The following is a 16,713-nucleotide window of genomic DNA, read 5'->3' as shown; positions in this document are numbered from 1 at the left end:
GGCGGGCGGCTCGGCGGGCGGCTCGTGCGCCGCCGCCAGCAGCGCCGCCTCCTGGTCGAGGAGCCGCTTCTCGGCGGCGTGGTCGCGGGGGAGCGGGCCGCCGCCCGGGACGTCGTCCTCCAGCCCGGAGACGCGCAATGCCTCGTCCAGCGCCGGATCGAGCAGGTCGGTCGCCTCGCCGTCCAGGATGTGCATCGGGATGCCGAGCCGCCGGGCCGTCACGAACACCGCCAGCGGCTCCAGGCCCATCGCGGTCAGGCCGCCCACGGCCGTCCGCCCGAACCGGTGGAAGACGGTCAGCACGCCGTCGCCGGTGGTGATGGCCAGGCCGTCGATCCGGGACCGCTCGTACGACACCATGACGAGCCCGCCCCGGCCGACCCGCTCCAGCCCCGCCGCCGACAGCCGCCAGTACGGCCGGGGACGGCGGCGGCGCGCGTCCGGGACCGCGCCCAGCAACCACGGGATCGCGGCGACGGCGCCGATCAGCGCGGCCCACAGCCACACCGGGCGGATCGGCAGCAGCGCCAGCGCCACCGCGAGGACGGTGAACGGGCCGGCGGCGACGGGCCGCCACCGGCCGCCGGAACCCGCGAGGCCCACCAGCTCATGCTCCACAGTCCGCATCCTCACACGGGTCCGCGCGGGACCGTCGCCTCCTTTCGCGATCCGGTCGTTCTCCGAAAGCCTTTTCCAGCGTGGGGGTCAGTTCACGGGTCGATTTCCGTCACTGTGGTCACCGCCGCCTCCGGACGAGGCCGTAGCCGGCGGCGCCCGCGATGGCCAGCGCGAGGAACAGGCCCATCCGGGTGTTGGTGGCGTCCCGGTGCCCCTCCTCGGCGTTCCCGGCCGGACTCGCGTTCTTCGACGAGGCGGACGGGGACGGCCGCGCCTCCTCCGGCAGCGGCACCCGGTAGACGGGCTGCTTCCTGCCCTCCGAGCCCACCAGCAGGGATCCGCCGTCCGTCGTGTAGGTCACCGACTCGCCCTGCACCTGGGCGGGCAGGCCGATCGACTTCAGCGACTCGCCGGGCCTGCCGTCCGGCCGCACCGAGTACAGGCGGGCGCCGAAGTACGTCCGGATCACGCAGGTGCGGCCGTCGGGGGAGAACGCGCCGTCGGTCGCGATGGCCGGGGCGTCACCGACCTTGCGCATGACGTTGAACCCGCCGGTGCGCAGCCGCGCGGGCGCCTCGTAGATCTTCCCGCCGGCCAGGTTGGTGATCTTGCTGGCCAGGTAGAGCCGGTTCGTCCGCGGGTTGATCATGAGGGTCTCGGCGTTGCGCGGCCCGTCCTGGTACTTGAGCCGGAACGCGGTGGCGTGCAGCGTCTGGCTGCGCAGCCGAGCCGGCTCCGGAATCCGGTACACGGTCACGTACGGCCAGGCGCCGCCGAGGTTGTCGCCGATGTCGGCCACGAAGATCGCCGGCCGGCCGCGGCCGTCCCTGCCGAGCGCGATGGCCTCCCAGTCGCGGGCGCCCGCGCCGGCGACCGTGAGGACGGCCTGCACCCTCCCGTCCGGGCCGAGCGCGAAGATCTGCGGGACGCCGCCGGAGTCGTTGTGCGTGTAGACGGTGCCCTGATGCAGGCTGCTCGCCGCGAGGCCGCTGGACTCGGTGATCCGCGGATCGCTGATCGTGAACGCGACCCGGCCGTCCTTCGCGGCGGCCGGCGCGGCGGGCGCGGCGGGCGCGAAGACCGTCACGGACGCGCCGGTGACGGCGAGCGCGGCACTGGCACGGGTGACGACGCGGACTGCTGACATGACCTGACCACCCCGTTCCGCGCCCCCACGATCATATGACCCGCGCCGGTCAGCTCAGCAGCGCACCGACGACCACGGCGAGGATGAGCGCGGTCAGCACGGTGGGAAGCAGCCATTGGGGCGCGCGGTTCACGGTCCGAGCTTATTCGGCGCCATGAACGGGTCGAACCGGCCGCCCATGATTCGCATCTCATCCAGCATGTGTGGATTGTTCGGAGTGGTGCGTTCGCCGTTCGCGGATGACCCGGGGCCGGTCTCGGACGTGTTCGTCACGTTGGGCACGCTCGCGGAGGAGCGCGGCACCGACTCGGCGGGCCTTGCGTTCCTCGGCGCCTGGCCCGGCCTCGGCGGCTCCGCGGTCGGCTGCCGGGTCGTGCGGGGACGCGGCCGGTTCTCGGAGATCTGGCACCCGGCGTACCTGGCCGAACTGGACCGCACGCCCGTCGTGCTCGGCCACACCCGCTGGGCGACCCAGGGGTCGCCGCTGGATCCCGGCAACGCGAGCCCGATGGCCGTCTCCGGGGCCGCCGCCGACCCCTCCATCGGCCCGTCCGCCGGCATCGTCGCGACCCACAACGGCGACATCGACGCCGCCGACCTGCGGGCGCGGTTCGCGCCGCCGCCGGCGTCCGGCACGACCGACAGCGAACCGATCTTCCAGCTGCTCGCCGGCTGCCGGACCTCCGCCGAGGTGACGGGCCTCCTCGAAACCCTGGTCGGACGGGTCGCGCTGGCCTGGGTGCACCGCGATCGGCCGACCGAGGTGCACCTGGCGCGGGGCGCGCTCAGCCCGCTGACCGTGGCCGTGGACACCGACCAGAACATCTACTGGGCGTCCAACCCGCGCTGGTTCCGGGAGGCCGAGCGGCACACGCGGGTGCAGTTCGTGTCCGTCGTCATGCTCCGCGAGGGGACCTACCTCAAGGTCGGCATGGAACGCCGTCCCGGACGCCGCGATCTGCCCGACGTGCTCGCGACGGCGAACTTCGTGCCCACCGCACGCGACACCGACATGGACCCCCGCGTCTGGACGGGCTTCACCCGCTCCGACCGGGAATGCGACCAGGCCGGCCTGCGGCACCGCGCCATCCGGCGTCCCGGCGGCACCGGGGAACTGGTGACCGTCGCCTGAAACGGCCCTCGGGGGCGCGGCGCGGCGTCCCCGAGGGATCACCGCGTCGTCAGAGACGCTCGACGACGTGGTCGACGCAGGCGGTCAGCGCCTCGACGTCGTCCGGGTCGATCGCCGGGAACATCCCGATGCGCAGCTGGTTGCGGCCCAGCTTCCGGTAGGGCTCGGTGTCGACGATCCCGTTGGCGCGCAGCGTCTTCGCCACGGCCGCCGCGTCCACGTCGTCGTTGAAGTCGATCGTGCCGACGACCTGCGAACGCTGCGCCGGGTCCACCACGAACGGCCTGGTGTAGGAGGTCTTCTCCGCCCAGGTGTAGAGCCGCCGGGCCGAGTCGGCCGTGCGGGACGTCGTCCACTCCAGGCCGCCCTGGCCGTTCATCCACTCGATCTGCTCGGCGAGCAGCAGCAGCGTGGCCACGGCCGGGGTGTTGTAGGTCTGGTCCTTGGCGGAGTTGTCCACGACCGTCTTCAGGTTGAAGAACTCCGGAACGTACCGGTCGGACATGGCGATCTCGTCGATCCGCTCCAGCGCCGCCGGGGACGCCAGCGCCACCCACAGGCCGCCGTCGGCCGCGAAGCACTTCTGCGGCGCGAAGTAGTAGACGTCGGTCTCGGCCACGTCCACGGGCAGGCCGCCCGCGCCGGACGTGGCGTCCACCAGGACGAGCCCGTCCCGCGCGGTCGTGCCCGCCGGGCGCCTGATCGGCATCGCGACGCCGGTCGAGGTCTCGTTGTGGGTGAGCGCGTAGACGTCCACGTCCTCCTCGGCCGACGCCTCCGGGTGCGTCCCGGGCGGGCTGGAGATGACGGTCGGCTCACCCAGCCAGGGCGCGCTCGTGGTGACCTTGGCGAACTTGCTGGAGAACTCACCGAACGTCAGGTGCTGCGACCGCTGCCGGACGAGCCCGAACGCGGCCGCGTCCCAGAACGCGGTCGTGCCGCCGTTGCTGAGCAGGACCTCGTACCCCTCGGGCAGGGAGAACAGCTGGGCCAGCCCCTCCCGGACGCGGCCGACGAGGGACTTCACCGGCTTCTGCCGGTGCGAGGTCCCCATGTAGGTGGAGCCGGAGTCGGCCAGCGCGGCGAGCTGCTCGGGGCGGACCTTGGACGGACCGCAACCGAAACGGCCGTCCGCCGGCTTGAGATCTGTGGGAATGTCAATGGTTGGTTTCGCGCTCTCGGTCACTTGTAGAAGGCTATCTGAGCTGCGACGAAGATCGCGGTCCGGGTTCACATGCCGAGACGGCGGCGCCGCCGTGCCCATGTCAGCAGGCCCACGAGCGCCACCGCGCAGCCGGCCGCGATGACGGCCGGCGGATAGACCCAGTCGTCGCCCCTGGAACGCGCCTCGATCGCCGTGCGAACCGAGTCGTAGGTCAGGAAGGCCAGGAACAGGGCCGCGATCACGACGGCGATCCGTCCCGACACGGCGTCGGTGCGGCGGCGCCGCTCCGCACGCTCCGCCTCATGCCGCCGCATCTCCTCGGCGGCGTCGGCCTCCGCGGCCTCCGGCCGTTCCGGGACGGCCGGGCCGATGTCACCGTCGAGTGGCTCGTCGGGCTGGTGGCTCATGGATCCAATGATGGCAAAGGGGCGAGTTTCGCACCTGGCCGCCCGAGGCGATGGCACCGGGCCGCCCGAGGCGGTGAACGCGGCACGCAAAAGGCCCCCGGACTCCGGGCCGGGGGCCTCAAGGCGCGTCGTGCGGGGGAAGGTCTTTCAGCCCTTGAGGACTTCCGCTGCTCCCGTGACGTCGGTGATGGAGCGGCTGCCCGGGCCGGTGTAGCGGGCGCTCGGGCGGACGAGGCGGCCGGTGCGCTTCTGCTCCAGGATGTGCGCGGCCCAGCCGGCGGTGCGGCCGCAGGTGAACATGGCGGGCATCATCGCGGTCGGAACCTCGGCGAAGTCCAGGATGACCGCGGCCCAGAACTCCACGTTCGTCTCGATCGGCCGGTCCGGGCGGCGTTCGCGCAGCTCGGCGAGGGCGGCGTCCTCCAGGGCCTTCGCGGCCGCGAAGCGGGGGGCGGCCAGCTCCTTGGCGGTGCGGCGCAGCACGCGGGCGCGCGGGTCCTCGGCGCGGTAGACGCGGTGCCCGAAGCCCATCAGCCGCTCGCCGGAGTCGAGGATGCCGGCGACGACCTTGCGGGCGTCGCCGAGCTGCTCGACCTTCTCGATCATCGGGAGCACGCGGGCGGGGGCGCCGCCGTGCAGCGGACCCGACATGGCGCCGATCGCGCCGGACATGCTGGCCGCGACGTCCGCGCCGGTGGAGGCGATGACGCGGGCGGTGAAGGTGGAGGCGTTCATGCCGTGCTCGGCGGCGGAGACCCAGTACGCGTCGATGGCCCGGACGTGCTTCGGGTCGGGCTCACCGCGCCAGCGGACCATGAACCGCTCGGTGATGGTCTCCGCCTCGTCGATCCGGTGCTGCGGGACCATCGGCACGCCGACGCCGCGGGCGGACTGCGCCACGAAGGACAGCGCGGTCACCGATACTCGCGCGAGGTCCGCGCGGGCCTCCTCGTCGGAGATGTCGAGCAGCGGCCGCATCCCGTACGCGGTGGCGAGGGTGGGGAGTGCGCTCTGCACGTCCACCCGCACGTCGCCGGAGGTGACCGGGAGCAGGTGCGGGTCGGCGGGGGTCAGTCCCGGGGTGAAGCTGTCGTCCACCAGCAGGCCCCAGGCGTCACCGAAGGAGACGCGCCCGACGAGTTCCTCGATGTCGACACCCCGGTAGCGGAGGGCGCCGCCCTCCTTGTCCGGTTCGGCGATCTCGGTCTCGAAAGCCACGACCCCTTCGAGACCAGGTTTGAAGTCGGACATGTCGTCCTGCCTTTCGTCCCCAAGAGTGATAAGGCGGTGCCGTGCCATTGAACCCTGTCCGCCTTACTGACCAGTACCCAGGGGTCATGTGAGTTGCACACAAGGCCCGGGTGAGAGGCTCGGACGCTGTGGATTCCCCAACACCCGATCCCGCACGGCTCCGCAGATCCTACGAGGGGGGCGAATTGTCCGAGTCGGCGCTCCCCGCCGACCCGCTCGCGCTGTTCGCCGCCTGGTTCGCCGACGTGCACGCCTCCGGGCTCGCCGAGCCGAACGCGATGGTGCTCGCCACCGCGTCCGGCGACGGCGTGCCGAGTGCCCGGCTCGTCCTGTTGAAGGGGTACGGGCCGCAGGGGTTCCGGTTCTTCACGAACCTGACCTCCCCCAAGGGGCGTGACCTCGCGGAGAACCCTCGCGCGGCGCTCGTGTTCCCCTGGCATCCGATGTACCGGCAGGTGCGCGTCGCGGGCCCGGTGGCGGAACTGTCGCGGGACGAGTCGGCCGCCTACTTCCGGACGCGCCCGTACGGGTCGCGGCTCGGCGCGTGGGCGAGCGAGCACCAGTCGGGAGTCATCCCCGACCGGGAGACGCTGGAGCGCGGCTACGCCGAGGTGGCCGAGCGCTGGCCGGATCCGGCCGCCGGGCAGCCGCCGGGCGTACCGGACGGCGAGGACTCCGACGTCGTCCCGCTGCCGGACTTCTGGGGCGGGTACCGCGTCGTCCCCGAGTCGATCGAGTTCTGGCAGGGCCGCCGCGACCGGCTGCACGACCGGATCCGGTACCGCCGCGAAGCGGGTCCGGAGGGTAGCGGCGTGTGGGTGGTGGAGAGACTGTCTCCGTGACAACCGCACGTGGCAGGCTGCGGCGGCTCGCCATCGACACGCGACCGCTCGCCTACCCCGCGTACCGGCGGCTGTGGCTGGGGCAGGGCGTGTCGTTCCTCGGGTTCCAGGTCACCTCGGTGGCCGTCCCGGTCCAGGTGTACGAGATGACGAAGTCGTCGCTGTGGGTCGGTGTGCTCGGCTTCGTCAACCTCGTCCCGCTGATCGTGTTCGGGCTGTGGGGCGGCGCGGTCGCCGACCACATGGACCGGCGCAGGCTGCTGTTCCTCTCGTCCTGCGTGATGTGGGCGGCGACGCTGCTGCTGCTCGTCCAGGCGCTGCTCGGCATCGAGAGCCTCGCCCTGATCATGGGCGTGGTCGCGATCCAGGCCATGGGTTTCGCGGTGGCCTCGCCGACCCGCGGCGCGATCACTCCCCGGCTGGTCGACGGGCCGCTCGTCCCGGCGGCCAACACCCTCAACTTCACCGCGAGCACGTTCGGGATGCTGGCGGGGCCGCTGTTCGCCGGGGTGCTGCTGGCCCACTGGCACTACGCGGCGGCGTACGCGCTCGACGCGGTGCTGTTCACCGTCGTGCTGTACGCGGCGCTCCGGCTTCCCCCGATCCCGCCGCTCGGCGACACCACCGGTTCGCCCGGCCTGCGGTCGGTCTTCGACGGGCTCCGCTACCTGGGGACGCAGCCCGCGCTGCTGATGTCGTTCGTCGTGGACATCATCGCGATGGCGGTCGCGATGCCGCGCGCCCTGTTCCCCGAGGTGGCCGAGACCCGGTTCGGCGGGGAGGGGGCCGTCGGCTACCTGTTCGCCGCCATCGCGATCGGCGCGTTCCTCGGCGGGCTGTCGTCCGGCTGGATCGGGCGGGTGCACCGCCAGGGGATCGCCCTGGTCGTGGCCATCGCGGTGTGGGGCCTGGCGGTGGCGGCCGCCGGGCTGTCCGGGTCGCTGTGGCTCGCGGTGGTGCTGCTCGCCGTCGGCGGCGCGGCCGACCTGGTGTCGTCGGTGTTCCGCCAGTCGATGCTCCAGACGTACGCGCCCGACCGGATGCGGGGACGGCTCCAGGGCGTCTTCACCGTCGTCGTCGCGGGCGGCCCGCGGCTGGGGGACGTCCGGGCCGGGGCCACCGCGAGCGTCGCCGGGGCCACCGCGTCGTGGGTGGGCGGCGGTCTCGCCTGCGCGGTGCTGGTCGTCATCGCCGGGTTCGCCGTCCCGGCCCTGCTCCGCTACGACACCCGGACCGCCGAGACCGTGCCCGCGGAATCGGAGGCCACGGAATCCGGGCCGGCCGCGGCCGCGTCAATGGAGAACTGAGGCGGCGACCTTCAGATCGTCCAGCAGGCCCGCGTACATGGCGTCGCGGTCCTCGGCGCGCAGGACGGCCGACGGGTGGATCGTCGCCAGCAGCCGGGGCCCGGCCCGCTCCGGCGCCTCGTCGATCTCCCGCGCGGCGGCGGGGGTGCCGAGCGTCTCCAGATCGGGCAGCGGCAGCAGGCGCCCGCGCTGCGTCGTCACCCGGAACGACGCGCCGAGCAGCGACTTGCCCGCCGTGGCGCCCAGCGCGACGACGATGTCCGGGTCCAGAATCCGCAACTCCGCGAGCAGCCAGGGGCGGCACGCGTGCATCTCGCCCGCGTTCGGCGTCTCGTGGATGCGCCGCTTGCCGCCCGCCGGCCGTTTGAACTTGAAGTGCTTCACGGCGTTGGTGACATAGACGTCGCCGCGCTCTATCCCGGCCTCCTCCAGCGCTTGGTCGAGGACGCGTCCGGCGGGGCCGACGAATGGGTGACCCTTGCGGTCCTCCTGGTCGCCGGGCTGCTCGCCGATGAGCACGACGCGTCCGCCCGGTGAGCCCTCGCCGAAGACGGTCTGGGTGGCGTTCTCATAGAGGCCGCAGCCGCGGCAGCCGGCCGCCGCGTGGCGCAGCGCGTCCAGGTCGGCGCGCTCCTCGGGCGTCTCGGGCAGGAACGGTTCCGCGTCCCGGGAAGGTTTCGCATTCATCTCGTGTTGCTCCGTACCCGGCTTCAGGGGGATATTCGCGGGGCCAGGCGACGTGTGGTCTGAGCAAGTAGACTCCTGCCCATAAGACTGGAGGGAGCTGTGACCTCACACGGCCTTATCGATACCACGGAGATGTACCTCCGGACGGTTTTCGAGCTCGAAGAGGAGGGGATCATCCCCCTTCGCGCGCGCATCGCGGAGCGGCTTTCCCAGAGCGGCCCGACGGTGAGCCAGACGGTCGCGCGGATGGAGCGCGACGGGCTGCTGCGGGTCGAGGGCGATCGGCACCTCACACTGACCAAGAGCGGTCGCGGCCTCGCCACGCGGGTCATGCGCAAGCACCGGCTCGCCGAATGCCTGCTGGTCAACGTCATCGGCCTGCCCTGGGAGGACGTCCACATCGAGGCGTGCCGGTGGGAGCACGTCATGTCGGAGGACGTCGAACGCCGCCTCGTCGCGCTGCTGGACAACCCGACCGCCTGCCCGCACGGCAACCCGATCCCCGGCCTGGACGAACTCGGCGGGCACGGCGACGAAGACGACACCGCGCCGCTGTCGGCGATGACCGCGGTGGCGAGCCCCTCCGGTGCCGGCGCGGTGATCAAGCGGATCAGTGAGCAGGTGCAGAGCGACAGCGACCTGATGCTTAGACTCAAGCAGATAGGGATACAACCGGGACGAGAGGTGATTCTCCGGGCGACCGATGACGGGGTACGGGTGATCAGTGACGCCGAGGGCGAGGGACCAGCGACGGAGCTGCCACGCGACATCGCCGAACACGTCTTCGTCAGCAGGCGCTGACACGGTCGGCGTGCGGGCACCGGTCTTCACGGTCTATACCGAAGATCTCCTTATCGGCGTGCCGATCGTGCGTATCTCGGCGGCGGGTTCGTCGTTCAATACGACGAGGGTACGCGCGGCAGCCGTGCCGCGATGCCTGGTGATCACCGAGCCGGTGACGATGACTGTGAGCGGGATCGGGATGGGGAGATGAGCCACTGGGGGGAAGCGCCTGACGAGGCGCGCCTGCCGCCCGAGACCGTCCTCGACCAGATGGAGATGGCGGTCATCGTCTGCGACCGCTTCAGCAACGTCATCTACGGCAACTCCTTCGCGCGGCAGCTGTTCGGGTACGGCGGCGGCGAGGTCATCGGCCAGTCGGTCCTCTCCCTGGGCATCGCCGAGGAGGACTACGAGCAGGCGGCGGAGCTGGCCAGGCACGTGCTCAAGGGCGGTGTCTGGGAGGGCACGTTCTGCAACCTGCGCGCGGACGGCACCACCGTCTACACGCGCGCGCACGCGGTGCCGCTGCGGCATCCGTCCGGCGCGGTCGACGGCGTGGTGATCTTCGCGCGGGAGGCGCTCCGCTCCAACCAGCGCGAGCGGGAGCGCTACGGGCTGCTGGAGCGGATCGGCGAGCGGCTCGCCGGGTCGCTGCAACTGGAGGACACCCTCCGCCGGGTCGCCGACACGCTCGTCCCGCAGTTCGCCGACCACTGCTTCATCGACCTGTTCAGCGGCGACCGGCTCTACCGCAGGGTGTCGCGGCACGCGGGGGGCTGGGAGCCGCCGCCCGATACCTGGGCGGAGGTCGGCGCGCCCGTCTCCTACCCGCCCGGCCACTTCAGCGCCAAGGCCATGGAGCGGCGTGACACCGTCCTCGTCGAGGACATGGTCCGGCACCGGTTCGCCGCGCCGAGCGAGGCGTCCCGGCGGCTCGGCGACGCGATGGGCATCACCTCGGTGATCTCGGCGCCGCTGCTGGTGCGCGGCGAGCTGCTCGGCGTGATGAGCCTGGCGCTGTCGAAACTGTCCGACCGCCCCGACCCGCACTACGACGGCTTCGACCGCGACCTGCTCGGCGCGATCTCCGGCCGGGTCGCGCTCGCCGTCGACAACGCGCTGCTGTTCGAGGAGGAGCGCAACACCGCGCTCGCCTTCCAGAAGCACCTGCTGCCCGGTGACCGGCCGCCGCCGCTGGACGGCCTGCAGATCGCCTGGCGGTACGAGCCGGCCCGCCCGCTGGAGGCGCACGGGCACGGCATCCAGACGCAGGTCGGCGGCGACTGGTACGACGTGATCCCGCTGTCGGCGGGCCGGGTCGGCCTCGTCATCGGCGACGTCGAGGGACGCGGCGCCCGCGCCGCGGCCGTGATGGGGCAGTTGCGGGCCGCGCTGCGCGCCTTCGCGCAGGACGACAAGCCGCCCGCCGACATACTGCGCAAGCTGGACGAGTGGGTCCGGACGATGACGCGCCCCGAGCGGATGCGGTCCGGCTGGAACAGCGACGATCTCGTCCGCCCGCCGCTCGTGTCCTGCACCTACTTCGTGTACGACGCGTGGTCGCGGGTGCTGGAGTTCGCCAACGCCGGGCACGACCCGCCCCTGCTGATCGTGGACGGCGAGGTCGGCGAGCTGCCGTTCGAGAGCCAGGGCGGCATGCTCGGCCTGCGCGCCCCCGGGATGGGCGGCGAGATCCTCTACAACGAGGAGAGGACCGAGCTGAAGCCGGGCTCCACGCTCGTCCTCTACACCGACGGCCTCATCGACCGGCGGCCCAAGGAGGACGGCGAGCACTACTCCCGCGAGGAAGCGCGGGAGATGCTCCGCACCGCCGTCACCAAGGCCGCGGGCGGCGACGTCGAAGCGATCGCGAACGCCGTCTACGACGCGGTTCCCGGCGAGATCGACGACGACGTCGCGATCGTGGTGATCCGCACCGCGGGCGACGAACTGGCCGTCGAGGAGCGCACGTTCACCGCCGAGCCGATCATGGTCTCGGAGGCGCGGCGGATGGCCGCCGACGCGTTCGCGAGCTGGGGGATGCTGGACGAGCAGGCCGAACTGGCGTGCCTGCTGGTGTCCGAGGTCGTCACGAACGTCGTCCTGCACGCCACCACGACGCCCGCGCCGCGCCGCGAGATGACCGTCCCGGTCCCCGCGGGGCCGCCCGGACGCGGCGGTGAGCCGCTCGGCGCGCCGCCGCCCGTCCAGTTCAACACCGATTTCGGGGCGAGCCTGGAGGACGAGCCGTTCGAGGGCGGAACCTTCCACGAGGACGACTGGAACCTCGGCGTCGACCTCGGCCGCCGCGAGCCGCAGATCAAGGAGTTCCGGCTCCGGCTGCGGCGTGGCGCCGACGCGGTGTGGGTCGAGGTGTTCGACTCCGACATGCGGCTGCCGCGCATCCGCAGCGCGGGCGAGACCGACGAGGGTGGGCGCGGCCTCTACCTGGTCGACCAGCTCGCCACCCGGTGGGGTGCCCGGCCCACGTCCGACGGCAAGGCCGTCTGGTTCGAGTTGCCGCTGACGCCGTGATGCGCGCCTGGGTGGTCGAGACGCCGTCCCCGATCGCGTCGGGGCCGCTGCGGCGCGTCGATCGCGAGGTGCCGTCCCCCGGTCCGGGCGAGCTGCTGGTGCGGGTGCTGGCGTGCGGTGTCTGCCGGACGGACCTGCACGTCGCCGAAGGCGACCTGCCCGTCCACCTGCCCGGGGTGACGCCCGGCCACGAGATCGTCGGCGAGGTCGTCGAGGCGGGCCCCGGCTGCCTGCGCGCCGCCGGCGACCGGGTCGGTGTGGCATGGCTGCGCGGGACGTGCGGCGCGTGCCGGTTCTGCCGCCGCGGCGCCGAGAACCTCTGCCCGGCCTCGGTCTACACCGGCTGGGACGCGCACGGCGGCTACGCCGAATACGCGCTGGGCGTCGACGCCTACACCTACGCGCTGCCGCCCGAACTGGACGCCGTGCGCGCCGCGCCGCTGCTGTGCGCGGGCATCATCGGCTACCGGGCGCTGCGCCGCGCCGCCCTGCCGCCGGGCGGGCGGCTCGGCATCTGGGGGTTCGGCGGCTCGGCGCACCTGGCCGCGCAGATCGCCCTCGCCGAGGGCGCCGACGTGCACGTCTACACCCGCAGCCCGGCCGCCCGCGAGCTGGCCCGCGAGCTGGGGGCGTCCTTCGCGGGCGACTCCTTCGACGCCGCGCCCGCGCCCCTGGACTCGGCGATCGTCTTCGCCCCGGCGGGGGAACTGGTGGCCGCCGCGCTGGAACGCCTCGACCGCGGCGGGACGTGCGCGATCGCGGGCATCCATCTGAGCGACGTCCCGGTCCTGGACTACCAGCGGCACCTGTTCCAGGAGCGGCAGGTCCGGTCGGTGACGGCGAACACCCGCGCGGACGGCGAGGAGTTCCTCACGATGGCCGCGCGCCTGAACGTCGCCGTCACGACACACGCCTACGGGCTGGACGAGGCAGACCGTGCGCTGGCCGACCTCGCCGCAGACCGCTTCACGGGCGCCGCCGTCCTCGTCCCCTAGGAGATCGGTTCGGCGGCGACGTGGGCCCATGACTGGGTGAACCAGAGCTCACCGCCGATGACGCGTGGCTTGGCGCCGGTCTTGGGGCCGCCGTCCACCTCGTCGAGGAGGGCTTCGCGGATGCGGTCGGCCGCGGCGTCGTCGCAGGCGCCGGCGAGCCACGGCTCCACGGGGCGTTCCACGGTGAACACGTCCAGCCGGCGGATGCTGCCGCCCGCCGAAGTGATCAACTCGGTGAGCCGGGCGATGGACGGGGTGCCCGGATGGTCGGGGTCGCGGAGCCGCTCGATCCGGTCGCGTTCCGGGCCGGCGAGGTTGCCGCGGACGAGATCGGCGATGACCACCCGTCCGTCCGGGCGGCAGACGCGCAGCAGCTCGCGCAGCACATGGTCGGGATCGCCCAGGTTGTAGAGCGAGAACCGGGCCGTGACGAGGGAGAACGTGTTGTCGCGGTAGGGCAGTGCGGTGGCGTCCGCCTTGATCGTCGGGCGGTCGGGGCCGACCGGATGCGGCCGGTGGTCCTCGCGCGTCGCCGACGCCGGGGGCCGGTCGCCGTCCGGGGCGTCGCCGCCGGTGATGCGGACCGGACCCGTGCCGAACTCGACGGTGGTCATCCGCCCGGACCGGCCGGTGGACGCCGGCGGGTCGGGCATCGCGTCCACCGCGGTCATGTGCCGGACCCGGGGCGCGAGCGCGGCGGGCATCGGCCCGCGGCCGCGCGCGACGTCGAGGCAGACGTCGTCGCGGCCGGGTTCGACGAACTCCAGCAGGCGTCTCAGATGCGGGGCGATCGTGCCGCCGCTGCGCTGGACGGCGGGCGCCGGATGCGGCACTGGGGCACTCCCTCGGCTCGGGCCGGCTTCCCTGGACGGGCATTGCCGGGCGGGGTGTGGAAGCCGTTTTCGACAGTTATGACTCACCGCCGGGGGAGTAAGTTCGCGCCCGCCCCGGGAGAATTTCGCCGCCGCCTCACCCCTTCAGATGCTGGCCGTACATCGCGAACACGACCAGCACGAACACGGTGATCACCGCGGCCCGGGTGGGCATGGGCACCCGGAGCCGCACCGCGGCCCAGCGCACGCAGAACGCGGCGAGGAGTGACACGACGACAAGAGCGAGGATGTCTTCCATGGCCACCTTCAGCTTCGGGGGGAGTGCGCCTTCTTGAACGATAGACGTGTAAGGAACGGGTTACCTGCCGGTTCGGACCGGCGCGATGCCCGATAATCTCGCCTTTGTGGCAGATGAAACGGAAGTAGACGACCGTGACAAGGTCGACGGGATGATGACCAACCTGGCGCGCGGGCGGATCGCCCTCGGCCTCGCGACACTCGCCGCGCCGAAGCTCAGCGCGAAGCTGATGGGCCTCGGCGCCGCCGACGCCGGCCGCGACTACATGGTCCGGATGTTCGGCGCGCGGGAGGTCGCGCTCGGCGCCGGCTACCTGCTCAGCGATGACGGCGGACGCCGGCTGTGGGCGCGGATCGGCCTCGCCGTCGATGCGCTCGATGTGGCGAGCGGCATGAAGACCCGCAGGGGGCTGCCGCTGTGGGTGACCGCGGGGGCCGTGGGGATCGCCGGCGGCGCCGCCGGGATCGGTGCCGCGAAGGTCGCCTCGGACCTTCTGCGCTGACCCTTCCGCCCGGGGGCCGGGTGATCTCGTCCGGCCCCGGGTAACTCCCCGCGCGGGGGATTCGGCAGGGGAACGCGCCCGGAGACTCAGCTCACATGGCGTTGCGTCATGATGGATGTAATCTCATACTGACTAACCGAATCTCACTCGGTTTCGGGACGGAACCCCATACTTTGGAGGCGTAGTGGCCGAGGCGTACATCATTGGCGCGGTCCGTACCCCTGTCGGTACCAAGAAGGGCGCCCTGAAGGACGTCCACCCGGCCGACCTCGGGGCCCACGTGCTCAAGGAACTCGTCAACCGCACCGGTGTCGACCCCTCCGCGGTCGAAGACGTGATCATGGGCTGTGTCATGCAGGTCGGCCCGCAGTCCCTCGACATCGCGCGCACCGCATGGCTGTCGGCGGGGCTGCCGGACACCGTGCCCGGCGTGACCATCGACCGGCAGTGCGGATCGTCCCAGCAGGCGATCCACTTCGCCGCGCAGGGCGTCCTGTCCGGCACCCAGGACCTGGTCGTCGCGGCCGGCGTCGAGCAGATGGCCATCGTCCCGATGGGCTCGTCCGTCGCGATGGCCATGGAGAAGGGCATGCCCTTCCCCTTCGGCGAGGGCTGGGCCGAGCGGTACGGGATGCAGGAGATCTCCCAGTTCCGCGGCGCCGAGCTGATGTGCGAGAAGTGGGGCTTCACCCGCGAGGACCTGGAGAAGTTCGCGCTGGAGAGCCACCGGCGCGCGGCCAAGGCCATCGAGGCCGGCTACTTCGACCGGGAGATCGCGCCCATCGCGGGCCTGTCCAAGGACGAGGGCGCCCGCCCCGACACCACCCTGGAGAAGATGGCGGGCCTGAAGACCCTCCGCGAGGACGGCGTCATCACCGCGGCCGTCGCCTCGCAGATCTCCGTCGGCTCGTCCGCGCTGCTCATCGCGTCCGAGGAGGCCGTGAAGCAGCACAACCTGACCCCCCGCGCCCGCATCCACACCCTCGCGGTGTGCGGCTCGGACCCGGTCTACATGCTGACCGGCCCGATCCCGGCGACCGAGAAGGCGCTCGGCAGGGCCGGATTGAAGATCGACGACATCGACGTCTTCGAGGTCAACGAGGCGTTCGCCCCGGTGCCGCTGGCGTGGGCGCACGACACCGGCGCGTCCCTGGAGAAGACCAACCCCAACGGCGGCGCGATCGCACTCGGCCACCCGCTCGGCGCGACCGGCGGCGTCCTGATGACCAAGCTCCTCCACGAGCTGGAGCGCACCGGCGGCCGCTACGGCCTGCAGACCATGTGCGAGGGCGGCGGCCAGGCCAACGCCACCATCATCGAGCGGCTCTGACGACCTCGCCTCACGTCCTGCCCCCGGAGTTCCGCTCCGGGGGCAGCCGCCGTCGCCCGGGAAGAAGGCATGTACGAGACCATCATCTACGCGGTGGACGAGCGGATCGCGCGGATCACGCTGAACCGTCCCGAGGCCCGCAACGCGCTCAGCGACCGGATGACGGACGAACTGCTCGACGCGTTCGACCGGGCCAAGGCCGACCCCGGCGTGCGGGTGATCGTCCTCACGGGCGCCGGTGACCGGGCGTTCTGCGCCGGCGCCGACCTCGGCGGCCTGGGCCGGGCCCAAGCGGACGGACGCTCGGTCGCGAGCGCCTCCGCCATCCGCGAGAGCGCCCCGTTCCGCCTGTTCACGGCCTTCCCGAAACTCGGCAAACCGATCATCGCCCGGCTCGCCGGCCATGCCGTCGCCGGCGGCCTCGGCCTCGCCGCCGCCTGCGACCTGGTGATCGCCGCCGACGACGTCAAGCTCGCCACCCCCGAGGTCAACGTCGGCCTCTGGCCCATGATGATCATGGCGATCATCAACCGGAACGTCGCCCCCAAGCGGGCCTTCAAGCTCTACTACACCGGTGCCCGCATCACCGCCGCCGAGGGCCGCGACATGGGCCTGGTCACCGAGGTCGTCCCACGCGCCGACCTGGACGCCCGGGTGGACGAACTGGCCCGCGTCATCGCGTCCAAGAGCCCGGTCGGCCTGCGCCGCGGCCGCGACGCCTTCTTCGCGATCGAAGGCCGCCCCCTCGACGACCAGGTGGCCCACCTGCTGGGCGAACTGGTCGAGCTGACCGCCACCGAAGACGCCAAGGAGGGCATCACGGCCTTCCTGGAGAACCGTCCCCCCGACTTCCAGGGCCGCTGACCCCGCAGAGCCGGTGA

General features: G+C 72.4%; 17 protein-coding genes and 1 pseudogene. 10 read left to right on the top strand and 8 right to left on the bottom strand.

What is annotated here, in order from left to right:
* Nucleotides 1–618: pseudogene (locus AF1_RS21180) on the bottom strand (hypothetical protein); the annotation flags it as partial.
* A gap of 118 nt (nucleotides 619–736) precedes the next feature.
* Entirely contained in the window at nucleotides 737–1,765 is a 1,029-nt protein-coding gene (locus AF1_RS21175; RefSeq protein ID WP_067801954.1) for a hypothetical protein, read from the bottom strand.
* 262 nt (nucleotides 1,766–2,027) lie between these two features.
* Between AF1_RS21175 and AF1_RS21170 the strand changes: the two genes are divergently transcribed.
* Nucleotides 2,028–2,897, top strand: coding sequence for a class II glutamine amidotransferase (locus tag AF1_RS21170; RefSeq protein WP_157419265.1), 870 nt, complete (start codon nucleotides 2,028–2,030; stop codon nucleotides 2,895–2,897).
* Between the two features lie 49 nt (nucleotides 2,898–2,946).
* Here the strand turns inward: AF1_RS21170 and serC are convergent, their stop codons facing one another.
* From serC to AF1_RS21155, 3 genes are all read right to left on the bottom strand, one after another.
* The gene (gene serC / locus AF1_RS21165; RefSeq protein ID WP_067801950.1) at nucleotides 2,947–4,083 is read right to left on the bottom strand and encodes a phosphoserine transaminase; all 1,137 of its coding nucleotides are present in this window, start codon (nucleotides 4,081–4,083) and stop codon (nucleotides 2,947–2,949) included.
* Between the two features lie 44 nt (nucleotides 4,084–4,127).
* Nucleotides 4,128–4,469, bottom strand: a complete 342-nt coding sequence (locus AF1_RS21160) for a hypothetical protein (protein ID WP_067801948.1) — start codon at nucleotides 4,467–4,469, stop codon at nucleotides 4,128–4,130.
* 147 nt (nucleotides 4,470–4,616) lie between these two features.
* Nucleotides 4,617–5,720: a citrate synthase 2 gene (locus tag AF1_RS21155; RefSeq protein WP_067801946.1), complete on the bottom strand. Its 1,104-nt coding sequence runs from the start codon at nucleotides 5,718–5,720 to the stop codon at nucleotides 4,617–4,619.
* A 185-nt stretch (nucleotides 5,721–5,905) separates the two neighbouring features.
* Here AF1_RS21155 and pdxH point away from each other — a divergent pair, with 185 nt between their 5' ends.
* Both pdxH and AF1_RS21145 read left to right on the top strand, forming a co-directional pair.
* Nucleotides 5,906–6,562, top strand: coding sequence for a pyridoxamine 5'-phosphate oxidase (pdxH, locus tag AF1_RS21150; protein WP_242608759.1), 657 nt, complete (start codon nucleotides 5,906–5,908; stop codon nucleotides 6,560–6,562).
* Nucleotides 6,559–7,869 carry an MFS transporter gene (locus AF1_RS21145; RefSeq protein ID WP_067801941.1) on the top strand — a complete coding sequence of 437 codons (1,311 nt, stop codon included), beginning with the start codon at nucleotides 6,559–6,561 and terminating at the stop codon, nucleotides 7,867–7,869. Before pdxH ends, AF1_RS21145 begins: the two co-directional genes overlap by 4 nt.
* Here AF1_RS21145 and AF1_RS21140 read toward each other — a convergent pair.
* Nucleotides 7,855–8,556 (bottom strand): UdgX family uracil-DNA binding protein, encoded by a 702-nt coding sequence (locus tag AF1_RS21140; protein ID WP_067801938.1) that lies wholly within the window; start codon nucleotides 8,554–8,556, stop codon nucleotides 7,855–7,857. The genes AF1_RS21145 and AF1_RS21140 overlap by 15 nt on opposite strands.
* Nucleotides 8,557–8,655: 99 nt before the next feature.
* On the opposite strand from AF1_RS21140, the gene AF1_RS21135 reads away from it, so the two are divergent.
* From AF1_RS21135 to AF1_RS21125, 4 genes are read left to right on the top strand one after another with little or no spacing between them, the layout of a single operon-like run.
* Nucleotides 8,656–9,357, top strand: a complete 702-nt coding sequence (locus AF1_RS21135) for a metal-dependent transcriptional regulator (RefSeq protein WP_067801935.1) — start codon at nucleotides 8,656–8,658, stop codon at nucleotides 9,355–9,357.
* A 10-nt stretch (nucleotides 9,358–9,367) separates the two neighbouring features.
* A complete protein-coding gene (locus tag AF1_RS34680) occupies nucleotides 9,368–9,550 on the top strand; it encodes a hypothetical protein (RefSeq protein WP_131732561.1) in 183 nt (60 codons plus the stop codon).
* On the top strand, nucleotides 9,547–11,874 hold the full coding sequence (locus AF1_RS21130; protein ID WP_067801931.1) for a SpoIIE family protein phosphatase: 2,328 nt from the start codon (nucleotides 9,547–9,549) through the stop codon (nucleotides 11,872–11,874). Before AF1_RS34680 ends, AF1_RS21130 begins: the two co-directional genes overlap by 4 nt.
* Nucleotides 11,874–12,869 (top strand): zinc-dependent alcohol dehydrogenase family protein, encoded by a 996-nt coding sequence (locus AF1_RS21125; protein WP_067801924.1) that lies wholly within the window; start codon nucleotides 11,874–11,876, stop codon nucleotides 12,867–12,869. Before AF1_RS21130 ends, AF1_RS21125 begins: the two co-directional genes overlap by 1 nt.
* Here AF1_RS21125 and AF1_RS21120 read toward each other — a convergent pair.
* Together AF1_RS21120 and AF1_RS35270 are read right to left on the bottom strand one after the other, a co-directional pair.
* Entirely contained in the window at nucleotides 12,866–13,702 is an 837-nt protein-coding gene (locus AF1_RS21120; RefSeq protein ID WP_067801921.1) for a class I SAM-dependent methyltransferase, read from the bottom strand. The genes AF1_RS21125 and AF1_RS21120 overlap by 4 nt on opposite strands.
* 136 nt (nucleotides 13,703–13,838) lie before the next feature.
* Nucleotides 13,839–14,000, bottom strand: a complete 162-nt coding sequence (locus AF1_RS35270) for a hypothetical protein (RefSeq protein ID WP_165488361.1) — start codon at nucleotides 13,998–14,000, stop codon at nucleotides 13,839–13,841.
* A 106-nt stretch (nucleotides 14,001–14,106) separates the two neighbouring features.
* Between AF1_RS35270 and AF1_RS21115 the strand changes: the two genes are divergently transcribed.
* The 3 genes from AF1_RS21115 (at nucleotide 14,107) to AF1_RS21105 (ending at nucleotide 16,696) form a co-directional block, all read left to right on the top strand.
* A complete protein-coding gene (locus AF1_RS21115; protein WP_242608761.1) occupies nucleotides 14,107–14,502 on the top strand; it encodes a hypothetical protein in 396 nt (131 codons plus the stop codon).
* A 184-nt stretch (nucleotides 14,503–14,686) separates the two neighbouring features.
* Complete coding sequence (locus tag AF1_RS21110) at nucleotides 14,687–15,832, top strand: acetyl-CoA C-acetyltransferase (protein WP_067801916.1); 1,146 nt, start codon at nucleotides 14,687–14,689, stop codon at nucleotides 15,830–15,832.
* Nucleotides 15,833–15,901: 69 nt separating this feature from the next.
* Nucleotides 15,902–16,696 carry an enoyl-CoA hydratase/isomerase family protein gene (locus tag AF1_RS21105; RefSeq protein ID WP_067801908.1) on the top strand — a complete coding sequence of 265 codons (795 nt, stop codon included), beginning with the start codon at nucleotides 15,902–15,904 and terminating at the stop codon, nucleotides 16,694–16,696.
* Nucleotides 16,697–16,713 lie beyond the last annotated feature (17 nt).

This window comes from Actinomadura formosensis NBRC 14204, assembly GCF_001552155.1.
Lineage (GTDB): Bacteria > Actinomycetota > Actinomycetes > Streptosporangiales > Streptosporangiaceae > Spirillospora > Spirillospora formosensis.
The sequence above is the reverse complement of the archived record's forward strand: the minus strand, read 5'-3'. Positions and strand labels throughout refer to the sequence as shown.